Annotated in this window: 9 protein-coding genes and 1 pseudogene; 6 read left to right on the top strand and 4 right to left on the bottom strand. The window is 41.8% G+C overall.

Annotated features, from left to right (window positions below; genetic code table 11):
- Nucleotides 1–16: 16 nt before the first annotated feature.
- Nucleotides 17–1,423, bottom strand: a complete 1,407-nt coding sequence (locus EYR97_RS13285; RefSeq protein ID WP_131094885.1) for a sulfatase-like hydrolase/transferase — start codon at nt 1,421–1,423, stop codon at nt 17–19.
- A gap of 56 nt (nt 1,424–1,479) precedes the next feature.
- A complete protein-coding gene (locus EYR97_RS13280) occupies nt 1,480–2,838 on the bottom strand; it encodes a BNR repeat-containing protein (protein ID WP_131094884.1) in 1,359 nt (452 codons plus the stop codon).
- A 391-nt stretch (nt 2,839–3,229) separates the two neighbouring features.
- Here EYR97_RS13280 and EYR97_RS13275 point away from each other — a divergent pair, with 391 nt between their 5' ends.
- From EYR97_RS13275 to EYR97_RS13260, 5 genes and pseudogenes are all read left to right on the top strand, one after another.
- Nucleotides 3,230–4,951 (top strand): sulfatase, encoded by a 1,722-nt coding sequence (locus EYR97_RS13275; protein WP_242635074.1) that lies wholly within the window; start codon nt 3,230–3,232, stop codon nt 4,949–4,951.
- A gap of 16 nt (nt 4,952–4,967) precedes the next feature.
- Nucleotides 4,968–5,959 (top strand): annotated as a pseudogene (locus tag EYR97_RS22415) (alpha-L-rhamnosidase N-terminal domain-containing protein); the annotation flags it as partial.
- Nucleotides 5,960–6,091: 132 nt separating this feature from the next.
- Nucleotides 6,092–7,732 (top strand): family 78 glycoside hydrolase catalytic domain, encoded by a 1,641-nt coding sequence (locus EYR97_RS13270; RefSeq protein ID WP_404840970.1) that lies wholly within the window; start codon nt 6,092–6,094, stop codon nt 7,730–7,732.
- On the top strand, nt 7,729–8,940 hold the full coding sequence (locus EYR97_RS13265) for a hypothetical protein (protein ID WP_131094883.1): 1,212 nt from the start codon (nt 7,729–7,731) through the stop codon (nt 8,938–8,940). Before EYR97_RS13270 ends, EYR97_RS13265 begins: the two co-directional genes overlap by 4 nt.
- Before the next feature lie 31 nt (nt 8,941–8,971).
- Nucleotides 8,972–9,658 carry a DUF1080 domain-containing protein gene (locus tag EYR97_RS13260; RefSeq protein ID WP_131094882.1) on the top strand — a complete coding sequence of 229 codons (687 nt, stop codon included), beginning with the start codon at nt 8,972–8,974 and terminating at the stop codon, nt 9,656–9,658.
- A 101-nt stretch (nt 9,659–9,759) separates the two neighbouring features.
- On the opposite strand, the gene EYR97_RS13255 is transcribed toward EYR97_RS13260, so the two are convergent.
- A complete protein-coding gene (locus EYR97_RS13255) occupies nt 9,760–11,379 on the bottom strand; it encodes a glycoside hydrolase family 9 protein (protein WP_165478080.1) in 1,620 nt (539 codons plus the stop codon).
- A 401-nt stretch (nt 11,380–11,780) separates the two neighbouring features.
- Between EYR97_RS13255 and EYR97_RS13250 the strand changes: the two genes are divergently transcribed.
- Nucleotides 11,781–12,941 carry an AraC family transcriptional regulator gene (locus EYR97_RS13250; RefSeq protein WP_131094880.1) on the top strand — a complete coding sequence of 387 codons (1,161 nt, stop codon included), beginning with the start codon at nt 11,781–11,783 and terminating at the stop codon, nt 12,939–12,941.
- Between the two features lie 103 nt (nt 12,942–13,044).
- On the opposite strand, the gene EYR97_RS13245 is transcribed toward EYR97_RS13250, so the two are convergent.
- Entirely contained in the window at nt 13,045–14,547 is a 1,503-nt protein-coding gene (locus tag EYR97_RS13245) for a tryptophan halogenase family protein (protein ID WP_131094879.1), read from the bottom strand.
- Between the last annotated feature and the right edge of the window lie 21 nt (nt 14,548–14,568).

The following is a 14,568-nucleotide window of genomic DNA, read 5'->3' as shown; positions in this document are numbered from 1 at the left end:
CCCCGTCACCTTTCCACTAATCTTTGTTTTCTTCAAATAACGCTAAAAACTCGCTGGCAATATCTGGATTTTTCTTCGAAAGATCACGTAACTCAGCAGGGTCTTTTTCAATATTGAAGAGTTCAAGTGGTGCGTCGTAGCCATAACGGACCGCTTTCCACTCGCCTTTACGAGCCGCTTGATAGGTATCTCCAATTACGCCTGAATTAGGATCACCTACCTGCTTCGAGAACTCCCAATAGAGTACTCGCTCACCCATCTCGCTGGGCTCGGTTTTTAAAAGCCCTACAATTGATTTACCATTAGTTTTAACTCTAGGGACCATGTTTAGATTTACGCCCGCTAGCTCAGCTACAGTTGGCATAACATCTGCAAATAGCCAAGGTGTATCGTCTGTCCGACCTGCTTTAATGCGCTCTGGCCAATGAACAATCATTGGAACGTGAATACCGCCGTCGTACAAATCTCGCTTCATACCACGATAGGGCTCAGAGGCTTTTAAGTATTCAGGGTCTGCGCCACCTTCATCATGCGGGCCATTGTCAGACGTAAAGAAGATTAGCGTGTTATCAAGTTCACCCATTTCGTCTAACTGTGTAACAATTTGACCAATATAGTGATCAAGTGCAGATACCATGCCTGCCAATGTCGCGTTTGGCTTATCAACTGGTTCTGGGTAGTATGAGGCATATTTGTCAGCTGGATTACCATCTCTCATACCTGTATAGGGTGTTTCAGCGAATTTGTACTGCTCACTGAACTTCTCTGGTACACCTAATTCAGCATGTGGCGACGAGTAAGCAAGCATGATAAAGAATGGGTTTTCTCGTGGCTGCTTTATGTATTCAATGGCTTCCTTGGTGAAAAGTTCCTGAGCGTAGGCGCCTTTTTTGCCTCCTTCATTTTCAGGGACGCGAATTTTCTTACCGTCTTTCCAAACTATGTGAGGGTACTGACGATGACCCTCGAGTATGGAGTAAAACCCGTACCAAGTATCGAACCCCATGGCATGAGGGTCTGTGACACCCATTTGTGAACCAATAGAATATTTACCAAATAATGCCGTGTCGTAGCCGCCGTGTTTTAATACGTGTGCTAGGGTTATATCCATTTCGGTTAACTGAACAGTGTTTGAATTGTTCGTCATCAAACGGCCATCTCGCCCTGTAAATAAAGAGACACGCGATGGAGAGCACACTGTGTTACCTGCATATGCTTGATCGAAGCGGATACCATTAGAAGCAAGCTCATCTAGGTTTGGCGTTTTAATTGGCGTATTGCCATAGGCACCGACTTGGTTGAAGCCCAAATCATCTGTAAGAATGAATAGAATATTGGGTTTGTCCTGTGCTGCTACACTAGAAGAAAGAGATGTGAATAGAGCACCAAGTACGCTTATAAGACTAAACCTTAGTTTGTTCATGGTATTTCCTAGTAAAAGTTAAAAATTTAAAACCGCTTGTTTCTTTTTTCTGCATATTATTCAAGGCAATGTGCAGTTAATGTTGTTGGCTCTGGTATAAACGCCCTTCCTTTATCACGGTTAGGCGGCAAGGCTTCCCATGCTAAGTAAAAGCGTTTTCCAGCAGTGGGATGATTATTCTCTATTGAAAGCTGTTTCAAAGCCTTTGTATATAAGGGCATGTCGTTAGTTTTATCATAGGCAAGCAAAGCTGATGGAATTTGTGAGCCGGTCGACTCAGATTTAACCTTTAACGAATCAGCATCAAGTGTGTAAGCGTAAGATGTACCGTCTAGATCCGCATATACCTCTATATCTCCGCTATCAAGGAGCTTCGCTGGTTTCTTGACCGTAAGAGTAGTAGGAAGGGCACCAGTCATATTCAATTCTTGACGTGAGTCTTTCCAATTAGATATTTGAAAACTTTTCCAATTCCCGTTGTCATTTCTAGCTATAAAGAGCTGGCTATCTCCCTTCTCATCATAGGCTTGATATGAAATTAAAGGTCGAGCTTTATGGTCGAACCCAATAGGTGTGTGACCGTTTAGAATGCCTGAAAATTGAGGAAGCGGAACAGCCGCTTCACTATTACTCAATTTCATAGGAAGAGAGATTGCAGTACCGTCTGATTTCTGCCAATTCACAAGATCTTTACTCTTAGCATAGGAAATATCGTGATTAGAGGCTGCGACTGGCGTTTCTCTCCAAACCCACGAAAGGTGAAAGTAACCGTCTGGACCAAGAACGGGCCCCCAGAAATAACCATTCCTTTCTCCCTCTCCATCAACTAACGGAGAGTCGTGTAACCTCTGCCACGTTCCGTCTTTGGCATTGAAAGCGTTATAAATTTCGTTACCGCTCCCACTTCGTCCGTTTCTGTACTTAAAATAGAGTTTCCCCTCAGCATCGTTAAAGAACTCTGGATAAGTCATTCGACTTTCTGTTTCCTTATCAGCCATAAAGTCCACACGTTTTAAACTTCGCACGTCATAAGGTTTTTCACTTTTAAAATAGACGATAGGGTTAACGTGTAGATTTCCAACGATATGAATATACCCTTCTTCATCAAGACCAATAACGACACTGTTGTGACTGTCCCACCCTAAATAGCTGTCTAACTTTTGATATATCCAGTTTCCTGTAGGATAGGGTTTATAAGCGACACTCATTTGTCTGCTAGCATCGTAATAAGCCACGATTTGCTGGTCGCCCTTCCCGATATAATCAAACGCAACGCGGTGCCCCGACCAAACACGATCTATTGCTTCAACCTCGAAGCAGCCTGCTTTATCAAAAGTCTGTGCAACGGCTACGCCACTGATGCTAACCGCACAACCCAGAACACTCTGAAGTAGCAATGTTTTTACTCGGCTCACTAATATAACCTCGAAACGTTAATACATCGTTAATATTCGTAGCAACTTTAAACAAAAAACAGTCATTTACAATCTTTTTCATTCACACAATAAACAATACGATGGTCTCTTCTATTGGATAAAAAGAACAATTTAAAGTTGAATGTAACTCCGTAAAAGTATTGTAATTCCACCGAACAATAGCAACATTCTGTAATAATTGATAAAACAAGCGCTTTGGAAATAGGGCTGATAAAAACAGCGATTGCCTTAGCGGAGAAAGTAGAAAGTACTCACAAAAGATTGAATTTGACCTATTATTTACATTTATGATTAAAAAGGTGTTAATATCGGGTTTGAAAGACTGATCTGGATTCTTCTTATAAAGTGTCGAATGAGAAAGGGGTGTAGTGTGGTTACTATCAAAATGAAACCTGGTGTGCTCAAAGTTTTAGCAACTTTAGCTCTCATGCTAAGCTGTTCAATGCAGGCCAGCGCAAGCTCTGAACAGCCGAATATTTTGTGGCTAGTAATAGAGGACATGAGCCCACTGCTGCCTATGTACGGTGACGACAGTATTGAAACTCCGAACATATCTCGATTGGCTGACGAGGGTGTTGTATATAATAACGTTTTCTCAACATCAGGCGTTTGCGCACCAAGTAGAGCAGCGTTAGCGACAGGGCTCTACCCTAGTGGATTTGGCGCTAACAATATGAGAACTTCATCTAACACTGAAGAGACAGGCCTGCCAAAGTATGAAGCAGTTCCTCCTCAAAACACAAAAATGTTAAGCCAGTTGCTACGGGAGGCCGGTTACTACACCACTAACAACTATAAAAACGACTATCAATTTAAAGCACCAAAAACTGCGTGGGATGAAAATGGAATTTACGCTCACTGGCGCAACCGCCCGAGTAACCAGCCTTTTTTCTCTATTTTCAATTTCACTACAACTCATGAGTCAGGCCTATTTGAACCTTACGGCATAAGAAAGCTGGAACAAAGACATTACTTTTCTAGTGACGCAGACAAGATTTCAGCACTGCCTAACGATCATAGAGTTAAGACGGATGAAGACTCTACACCTGTTCACGTAGACCCAGAGACCAAGTTTCCAGTCCCACCTTATTTACCCGATACACCAATTGTGCAGAGAGACCTATGGAAGGTTTACAATAATTTAGCCGAAACTGATAAGCAAATCGGAGCAATTTTAGAAGTATTAGAAGATGACGGCTTGTTAGACAGCACTATAATCGTTTTCTACTCTGATCACGGCGGTCCGATGCCAAGGCAAAAACGCCTAATCTATGACAGCGGGTTAAAAGTACCGTTGATTATCCGCTTTCCTAACGGTCAGAAAGCAGGAACTATAGAAGAGCGTCTCGTTTCTTTTGTCGACTTCGCACCGACTACACTCGCTATGGCTGGCGTTCCCATTCCTGATTACATGCAAGGGGAAAACTTTCTAAACACCGCAAATGAAAGAGAATACATTTACGCTGCAGCCGATAGGTTCGATGGCTTTACCGACACAATTAGAGCCGTTAGAGATCACTGCTATAAATATATTCGCAATTATCGTCCGAATGAACCGTATTACCTTCCTGTCGCATACCGAGAGAAAATACCGAGCATGCGCGAGCTACTTGCATTAAACGATGCGGGTAAACTCAACGAAGCACAAAGTCAATGGTTTCGAAAGACCAAGGACGTTCATGAGCTTTTCAATGTTTGTAGTGATCCTCACGAACTATCAAATCTTGCCTATATCAAAAACTATCAAAATAAACGTAAAGAGATGGAGAGTGCACTGAACGAGTGGTTAAAGGATATTGGTGACGATCCTTTAGTAACAGAGAGGCAGCTCATTACTTCCTTATGGGACGATGCAAGCACTCAGCCTAAAACCGAAGCACCCGAATTAGTCATTGAAAATGGCAAAGCAGTAATTGCTAGCGAAACCCCAGGGGCTTTTATTTCTTTTAGATATAAACGGGATAAAACGTCACAAAATTGGCAAATATATAAAGAAGCGCAACCTATTAAGCCCGGTCTTATTGAAGCTGTCGCACATAGACCAGGTTACATCGAGAGTGCTACAACAACGCTGACTTTTGAAGAAAACTGATGTTCAAGGAATAAAAATGAATTTTGTAAAAGTATTTTGGCTTGCCGCAATAACGGTAATTTTTGTAGGAGCCTGTTCATCCCATTCTTATTCCAATATTGATAAACCCACATTATTAACTGTAGGAGAAGGATTCACGAACCCGCTTGGCTATTACGAATCAGTCCCTCGTTTTTCCTGGAAGGCACCGCTCAACAACAAAAAGGCTACTCAACAATCGGCGTATCAAATACAAGTAGCGTCAACATTCGAAAACTTAATGAATAAACCGGATAAATGGGATAGTGGCAAAGTCCAGTCATCGTCGATGTCATGGGTAAATTACGAAGGTAAGCCAATCATCTCAAGAGAAAAGGTATTTTGGAGGGTTAGGTTTTGGGATGAAAACAATATAGTTTCACAATGGAGCGACGTAGCGCACATTGAGTTGGGCCTGCTTAAAAATAGCGACTGGAAAGCTTCATGGATAGGCGCAAAAGAAAGCCAAGCTACTGAATCGCCTTCACAAAGCACTTTAGCTACACCGCAATATTTTAGAAAGCCATTTTCATTAGATAAGGAAGTGAGTAAAGCAAGGCTATATGTAACGGCGAAAGGTGTATTTAAGATTTTCTTAAATGGTGAGGACGTCACCGCCAACGATGCATTGCCACCAGGTTGGACACCTTATGAAAAACGAATTGAAACCCTTACCTATGATGTAACCTCTTTAGTTAACAAAAAGAAAATGTACTTGGGGCCATCATTGCAGGTGGTTGGTATTCGGGAAGAATTGCAGATTTAAAGGAAACCGACCATTTAAAACCGCCACGGTTTCTTACTCAGCTTGAAATTACTTATTCAGACAATACGACATTACTTGTTACAACGAACGACTCTTGGAAAGCAACACAGTCGGGACCCATTCGTTTTGCAAGTAATTACGATGGAGAACGATATGACCAGCGGTTTGAAATGGAAGGTTGGTCAAAACCAGGTTTTGATGATTCTAAATGGAGTACTGCTGTTACCGAGGTGGTAACGCCTGACACACTCTTACGTCCGAAACGTCACTTACCCGTTCGGAATATAAAGCAGTTAACCCCAATATCATTCGAGCAAATTGATAAAGACACCGTTATTTTTGATTTTGGCCAAAACATGGTGGGCGTGCCTACTATTAACATTCCAGTTAAAGAAGGAAAGGAAGTTAAATTACGCTTTGCCGAGGCACTACATAAAGGAAGCTTTTACACAGAGAATTATCGTTCGGCGCATTCAACGGATTACTACTTACCTTCTAAAAGCGGCGTTGCCAAATATACGCCTACTTTCACCTTCCATGGATTTCGTTACATAGAAGTATCTGGTTTTGACCACAGCAAAGTTCCTGTAAAAGATTGGATAGTAGCGAACGTACAACATTCTGACGTAGCGCTATATAACAATTTCTCTAGTGCCAACCCAAAATTGAACAAACTGTTTGAAAATATTAATTGGGGGTTAAGAGGCAACTTTTTTGATATCCCATTGGACTGCCCTCAGCGCGACGAAAGGCTAGGCTGGACAGGTGATGCCAACGCTTTTATAGCCCCATCAATGTATATGGCGGATGTATATGGGTTCTGGTCAGCCTACCTTAAAAGTTTGCGCGAAGAACAAACCGAAGACGGCTTCGTTCCGCTCTACGTACCCTTTGTAAAATGGATAAACTGGACATCATCGGGTTGGGGTGACGCTGCGACTATTCTCCCGTGGGAGCTCTACATGATGACAGGTGATAAAAAGATCCTGAAAGACAGCTACCCATCAATGAAAGCCTGGATTGATTACCACGAAAGCCAGGCTAAAGACAATTTATCAAGCATGATGACGTTTGGTGATTGGCTACAACCCTACCCTGAAAAAGAAGGAAAAGGGGCAAACCGAGGAGACACTGACTTCTCTCTTATCTCGACAGCATTTTTTGCCCGTTCGGTAGAGCTAACCAAAAAAACAGCATTAGAGCTTGGCTTCAATAAAGATGCTAAACGCTTAGCGAGTAAACACAAAGAGCTAGCGAAGGCTTTCAGAAGTGAATTCTTTGACTCAAATTTAAACGTAGTAAAAGGAAAGGAAACACAAACAGCTTATCTTCTTGCACTCGCTTTCAACCTTTTACCTGATAACGAAGTAAAAGTAGCACAAGCTAAACTCGTTTCGTTACTAGAGGCGTCGAACACTCACCTAAGAACGGGCTTTCTTGGAACGCCGTTACTGGCTAATGTTCTACAAGAGGCTGGACGTACTGATTTAGTCTATGCACTGTTATTTAAAGAAACTTATCCATCTTGGTTCTACTCAATCAACAATGGCGCTACTACCACATGGGAACGCTGGAACTCGTACTCAATAGAAGACGGATTTAACCCACAAGGCATGAATTCGTTGAATCACTACGCCTACGGTACGATTTCTAGATGGTTTTACGAAGGTATATTGGGTGTAAAACCCGAGTCACCCGGCTTTCAAAAGGCAGTAATATCGCCTCAACTTACTTCGCAACTCGGCTTTGCTGAAGGCGCCATACCTACTCCAAGTGGAACTATTGATGTGAGTTGGACGATGATTAATGGTGGGTTCGATGTATCGGTGACGATTCCCTTCAATACGACAGCAAAATTCGTTCCACCGGCGCATTTCAAAGTTGAACATGCTGCAAGGCATAACGGTGAAAAACTCAAACAGTGGAAATCTCTACCGACTGGGCAATATCAATTTCGCGTAACTCACGATGTTAATGACGAAGGAGCGGCACTATGAGAGTGAACAACATGGATAAGATGCTCACTTTCACATGCTTACTTTTTTCACTGAGCACGGCCACCCATAGCTTTGCGAGTATAAAAGACTCTATCATTACTACAGAAAACGGAATAGCGGTAATAGAAGCAGAACACTACTCTACACAACATAAAGCTGATACGCGCCGTTGGATCATTTTTAATAGTCGAAGCAATAGCGCACATGGATTAGCAGATAGCGATAAAATCCATTTAGAGGACGCCAGCAATAATGCGTACATTGAGTTACTGCCAGACACAAGAACAAACCATTACGAGCCTTTGAAGCATGGCGTAAACTTTTCTGCAAAACCAGGTAAGTTGGCTGTGCTAACCTACCCTGTTTATTTTGATGCACCAGGTAAATACTTCGTTTGGGCTCGGGCTTTTAGCACTGGTAGCGAAGACAATGGTTTGCATGTTGGGTTAAACAATACGTGGCCTTCAAGCAGCCAAAGGCTTCAGCTTTGTGAGGGCAAAAATAAGTGGACGTGGGCGTCTAATCAAAGACGAAAGGACAATCATTGTGGAACACCAAACACTATCTGGTTAGATGTACCAGAAAGTGGCGTACACAATATTACTCTATCTATGCGTGAAGATGGCTTCGAGCTAGACAAAATCATTCTGACTAGAGACGCTAATTACAAGCCCGCGGGCGTGGGTCCAAGCGAAACCAGACATACACCATTGCCCCTTCCGTTAAAAGAAACGTTCGTTGACGTACAGAAATACAGCCTTATTTTAGAAGCTCCCCAAACCTTTGAGTCTGCCGGTGATGTTCCCTTTTATCATGACCGCAGAAATAGTGCCTTAGGCATTGATGCTAGAGAGACTCAGTATCGAAATGTCTGGGCGACATCAGAACTTAAGGTTCCTGAAAAAATGTGGGGTAAAAAGGCTAGCGCTCAAAAAACATTTAAAAACGTAATATTGGTTACGCTTGGCGAAATAGATGGTGAGTCACCTTATAAAGTTCTACTTAATAACAACGAAATAGGTAGCTACACCAATAGTGAAACCGAGACAGATTACCAAGAAAACTATTTTGACTTAGGCTCACTTACTTTAAAGCCAGGTGACATCATTACCGTTAAATCAAAGGCAGTAACGAACGGAAAAATTCCTGAAAACGGTGGCACGGCTTACGCAAGAGGAAGGTGGCGCGGACTGGTATTTCAGGAATAATTTATAACTTGTGCTAACTGGAGATTTAATCATGAGATGCTCTACATTTTTTAGTCTAGTTGCTGCGCTTTTGATGTTAAATGGGTGCACCTCTACGCAGCCTTTATTAGACGAGACACTCTCTAACTTCGATAATGTTTACAATGACGGCGAAGCATATTTTGTTGATGGAGAACTGCAGCTTATAGCTGAAAAAAATTGGTTCTTTTCAACTAGAAAAATTTATGAAGACTTTGTACTTGAAGCAGAAGTAATGATGCCCGATACGTCAGAGTACAGTAATTCAGGCATAATTTTCCGAGGTCAAATTATCGAAACCGATAAAGGTACACAAATTATCGGCTATCAAGTAGATATAGACCCCAGTGATAGAAAATGGACAGGCGGGCTTTACGATCAGGGCCGCAGGAAATGGCTTTACCCACAACACTCTACCCGTTCTCACCCCGATGAAGACTTTGTTACCAACTACTTAGGTGAATGGACCAAAGAGCAAGGTGAAGCTTATAATCACTTAACGTGGAACAAGATAAAAATAGTCTGTAAAGGTTCTGATATCAAAATCTTTATTAATGGCCTACTGACGACCCATGTCAAAGATACAAAAGACAGCAAAGGTGTAATTGCATTTCAACATCACGGCAGCAAAGCATATAGAGAAGATCGGGACAAAAGTAACATAGTGCGCTTTAGAGACATAACGATCAAAAAACTTTAGCGCGAGAACAGTTTTGGATAAAAAAAGACCGAGAGAAAACCTCGTCAATCCGCAGCTACACATTCAGTTGAAAATAAGGTACGTACTTACGTTCTTTTTTGTCACTTACGCTTATCCAGCAGCGCATTGAGTTCGCCAAGTACGTATACCAAAGGCGCATTCCAGTTAATGGCAACTTCATTGGTTGAAAAGCTGCACCAGTTATCAATATAGGAATCCGCGGGCATTGGATATGGGTAAGAGCATTTATCTTGATGTCCAGAATGAGGCCCGCCTACTAACATCCCAGGGATAGGCGCTTCAACACTATCACTTTCGGAAATCCGATGGTGTGGCGACATTGGAGTTCTATTTCCGATACCGGTTACAAAGCTAAAACCAGTAGGGTTCGTTCCAAATATATAAGCAATGCTTTGATGCACTATATCAAGATAACCTTTGTTATTATTAGTAAATCGACGAGCGGTGAGTAAAACCATTGCTTTATTCAATAGAACACTGTTACTGCCCCATACAAAATCTGCCTCTTCCATCGGTATGCGATAGGGCGATGTCGTTATTTGATTCGATATAGCATCAGCAAGGGAGAGTAGAGCCTGTTTCCACTTTTCGTATAACAAGCTAGGTAACAAATCCTTTCCATGCGTAAGTAGTGAAATGAGCCCAAGTGTTTCAACATCAGCCCACCCTGGTACCGTAAACTCGATATGACTGTTAGAGAGGTAGTCTAGATAGCGAGGATTCTCTGTTGCGATATAAAGCTCTGCTGTTGCCCAGAAAAATTCATCATCGAAAGTACTGTCACCGTATTCACCGCTTTTAACGTCATTAGGCTGTATGTAAGGTGTATCTGGATTTTGCTGTGCCCATTCCCACGCTTTTTCAGCTTGCACTAACCACTGCTTGGCGAGTTCAGGTTCATGCTCTTGGTAAACACGACTAGCAACGGCGAGTGTTGCGGCTAAATCAAGTGAAGCCGACGTTGAAACACCAATAACAAAACGCTGCTCAACATCTTCATGTGGCATCACCTTCCCCGGCCATTCTAAAGTGGTGAGCTTATGAAAAGCGGCTCCATCATATCGTTGCATGGTAGCTAACCAATCTAAATTCCAGCGCACCTCATCGAGCAGGTCGGGCAAGTCGTTTTTAGTCTCAGGTATATTGGTGATTAGCTTATCGTAGTACTGTGGATTATGTTCGTATGCTGCAAGTAATGTATAGGTAGCAATTGCGGAATTGACCGTATACTTGCCATAATCTCCGGCGTCGTACCATCCTTTTTTTGAAGCGAGAACCGCGTAAGAATCCAAAGATGTTGTTGTGGCAGAGCTATGTACAGAAACCTCTTCATCTAAATGCCCAACTGGCCGAGCCCACTTCCCAGCATGTGCAGGAGCTAAAGAAGTACCTGAACGGTTGAAATAAAACGATTTTATTGCGGCTCGATGAGGTTCGACATAAACACTATTTCCGATCGTAAATGACATACTTGGAATGCCCTCTATTTCCAAATAAAATTCATCCTGTTCGGTAAAGTCACCAAAATTTGCATGAAACAGATTTGATTCATGGCTCAGCGGCCATTTTTTAGCTTTCTCCAACATGCCTTCATATCGAACCGCATGGTCAATCTTGCGCTTAATTTCAAAATGTGTAGCAACTGGAGATGAGACTATGGCGAGTTTGCTGCTATTTGGCAAATACCCAACCTGACTCATTTTAATCTGTACAGGCTTATGAACTTGATCTTCGGTATACTTTTTTCGACTATTATCTTCACTACACCCAATAACGAGCACGCAACATATCGAAGCTATAAGCATATGATAATAAGGTCGGCAGCATAGAGCCCTATCTTTAAAAATGTGGAGATGCATAGATAACTCGAACTTCGTAAAATTTGTTATATCTTCATCAGTAAACAGCAGAAAGTCGTCTATTTATAGGTACCATTCGTTAAAACTTGCGCTATTTACTGATATTTGAACGCATTTTGTGAATTCAGTATCGACATATTAAGTTAAAACTCTATTTCCTTATAACATTTTAACTATTCCTATTGCTTCACCGAAATGAAACGGTTATAAACATAAAGAATGGAGAGTTCTAGGTTACTAATATGAAAGCCGTTTTATTTAACATGCACGATTTAGCTCTTCTTTTTACCGTTTACCAATGTCTCTTATTTGCTCTATTTTTGGTGACACTTAAGCGAGGCAAGCGTAAAACTCATCTACTTCTCGCTGCTTTTTTATTGTCGCAAGCGGCAATCCCACTAGATAATTTGATCAATTTTGGAGAAATGTTTCGCGAGACCGCGCTGCAATTTTCTCCGAATCTTTTTTACTCATTCGGTTTGGCATATTGGGTAGAAGCGCCTTTACTACTCTTTTATATTCGCAGTCTTATTTATAAGGATTATCAATTTAGACGCTACGACATGCTTCTACTCGTTCCATTTATGTTATACACCATATACTTTGCAAATAACTGGTGGCTTGAAGAAGAAGTAACAAAAATTGCCGCCTTACAGGGTGACACTATTGCGAATAGCCCTTTCTATGAGCGAGCCATTCACCTTTTCAGAGAAATATTTCGCGTTGCGTGCGGCGTGCTTTGTTTAATGGAACTCAGTAAGTATCAAAAACAGCTAAAGCAACAAGTCGCTGAAACTGACAGTGTCGACTTGACCTGGTTAAAAATACTTGTGTTAGGTTTTTTAGGGGTTCGCGTTATTGGTGTCTTCACCGCACTCGCTATCATTTCAGCCTACGAAATTGGCTTTTATATCGACCACGAGTTTTTGGGTTTGTTATCAAATTACGTAGTAATTCTAATTGTGTCCGGATTGATATTCTTCAGTGCAGGTTATTCAACTATATTTCGCGGAATAGAACGCCAAGCGACTCCTACTACAGCCAAGGAGAAGCCAAAAATTGCCCCCCAGCAAGTAGAAAAAATTACTCACTACATGCATTTAAATAAACCTTATTTGAACCACCTTCTCACGCTAGAGAATTTGGCTAAACAGCTCGACATTTCGCCGAGAATTTTGTCGCACATCATCAATCATCATTTCAACAAAAACTTTTTTGAGTTTATTAACCATTATCGTATTGAGGAAAGTAAACTTTTGCTTGAGGCCGAATCAAATCGAAAGGCTACAATGATGGATATTATGGATGCAGCCGGTTTTAACAGCAAAGCTACTTTCAACACGTTTTTTAAAAAGCTTGTAGGCACAACGCCTACGCAATATCGTAAGAACTTCTGGGAATAAATTACGTTTATCCTCGTGAGAGTGAAAACGTAAAATGTGCGTATTGAAACCCAGTTATCATAGCACTAGTCTAAATAACACGAATAAAGTGTGATGCGGTTCTCTATGATATTGCTTTGCAGTACCTATCAATAAACGCTGCTTGAGTCGGCATTACATTTACCGAGTTATCGATTACTTGCTTTATATGCACTAACCTAGAGTAAATTTCGGCTTCAGACAAGGTATCAACGAGAGGATGGTAGCCTTTCGGCATAATTCCCTGCCCGTTCATTACCGCTAACCAAGAAGTTTCATTAAATAATTCTGTACCATGTCGATAGATTCGCCCATTAGCTTTGTAGAGATCGATCTTCTGTCGCAGGTAATCGGGAACGGGCATGTTTTTGCAGTATCGCCAAAACTCGGTATCTTCTCGTTCAGTTACTGCATAATGCAAAATGATAAAGTCTCGAATACGCTCCATTTCTAAGCGGGTTTGCTCATTGTAAGCATCTATTTCTACTTGCTCGCACCCCTGATACGGGAACATGCCTAACAATTTGGCTATTCCCGCTTGAATAAGGTGCAAGCCAGTAGATTCTAAGGGCTCAATAAACCCGGCAGAAAGCCCTATTGCAATACAGTTTTTCACCCAAAACTCTTTGCGCATACCGGTTTTCCAACGAAGAATATTAGGCTCGTTAAGCGGGGCGTTTTCCATTTGTTGAGTTAATACGTCAATTGCTTTTTGAGTATCTACAAACTGACTTGGAAAAACATAACCGTTGCCAATACGATGCTGCAGTGGGATACGCCAAGTCCAACCTGCCTCTTGCGCCGTACTAACGGTGTAGGGATAAACATCATGCTTAGCCGAACAAGGCATAGCTATAGCGCTGTCGCAAGGCAACCAATGCGACCAATCTTCAAAGCCCGACTTCAAAGTTTTGTCGATAAGCAGCCCGTTAAAGCCCGAGCAATCTATGAATAAATCACCGTTGATAACTTGTCCGTTGTCTAACACTAGACTGTCAATAAAACCATCTGTGTCTCTTATACATACATCTTCCATTTTAGCTTCAATACGCGTTACGCCACGACTTACGGCGATTTTTCTTAGGTATTTTGCATACAAGGTTGCGTCAAAGTGAAACGCATAAGCAATTTTTGATAGTGGTGAATTGCCTCGGTTTTGCGGGCGCATAAATCTGCCTTGTTTAGCTGCAACCGCTGCAAGAGAATAAGCGTCAAGGTCCTCAGCCTGGCCCTTTTGAAACATCTTTAGCCAATAGTGATGAAATTGTATAGCATCCATATCAGCACCAAAGTTACCGAAAGGGTGCATATAGGTGTGGCCTTTTTGTTTCCAGTTCGCAAACTCAATGCCTAATTTAAATGTCGCTTGAGTCTCGCGCACAAATTCGTTTTCATCGATCCCCAAAATGCTGTTAAACAGCGCTATTTGAGGAATAGTTGCTTCGCCAACCGATACGGTACCGATATTTTGTGACTCAATGAGTACGATTTCAGCGTAATTATTTTTTAAGACCGTGGCTAGTGCTGCAGCGGTCATCCAACCTGCACTCCCTCCACCTAAGATGACGACTTTATTTACTGCTTGCATACTGAATTCTCTTGGTTTGTA

It is taken from the genome of Alteromonas sp. KUL42 (assembly GCF_006538325.1).
Classification (GTDB): Bacteria; Pseudomonadota; Gammaproteobacteria; order Enterobacterales; family Alteromonadaceae; genus Alteromonas.
Note: the sequence above shows the minus strand (reverse complement) of the source record. Positions and strands in the feature narration are given on the sequence as shown.

Bases quoted from the DNA above. Each gene is read 5' to 3' on its own strand.
- EYR97_RS13250 (WP_131094880.1), top strand. From the start codon at position 11,781: ATGAAAGCCGTTTTATTTAACATGCACGATTTAGCTCTTCTTTTTACC.
- EYR97_RS13260 (WP_131094882.1), top strand. From the start codon at position 8,972: ATGAGATGCTCTACATTTTTTAGTCTAGTTGCTGCGCTTTTGATGTTA.
- EYR97_RS13245 (WP_131094879.1), bottom strand. From the start codon at position 14,547: ATGCAAGCAGTAAATAAAGTCGTCATCTTAGGTGGAGGGAGTGCAGGT.
- EYR97_RS13265 (WP_131094883.1), top strand. From the start codon at position 7,729: ATGAGAGTGAACAACATGGATAAGATGCTCACTTTCACATGCTTACTT.
- EYR97_RS13285 (WP_131094885.1), bottom strand. From the start codon at position 1,423: ATGAACAAACTAAGGTTTAGTCTTATAAGCGTACTTGGTGCTCTATTC.
- EYR97_RS13270 (WP_404840970.1), top strand. From the start codon at position 6,092: ATGGTGGGCGTGCCTACTATTAACATTCCAGTTAAAGAAGGAAAGGAA.
- EYR97_RS13255 (WP_165478080.1), bottom strand. From the start codon at position 11,379: ATGAGTCAGGTTGGGTATTTGCCAAATAGCAGCAAACTCGCCATAGTC.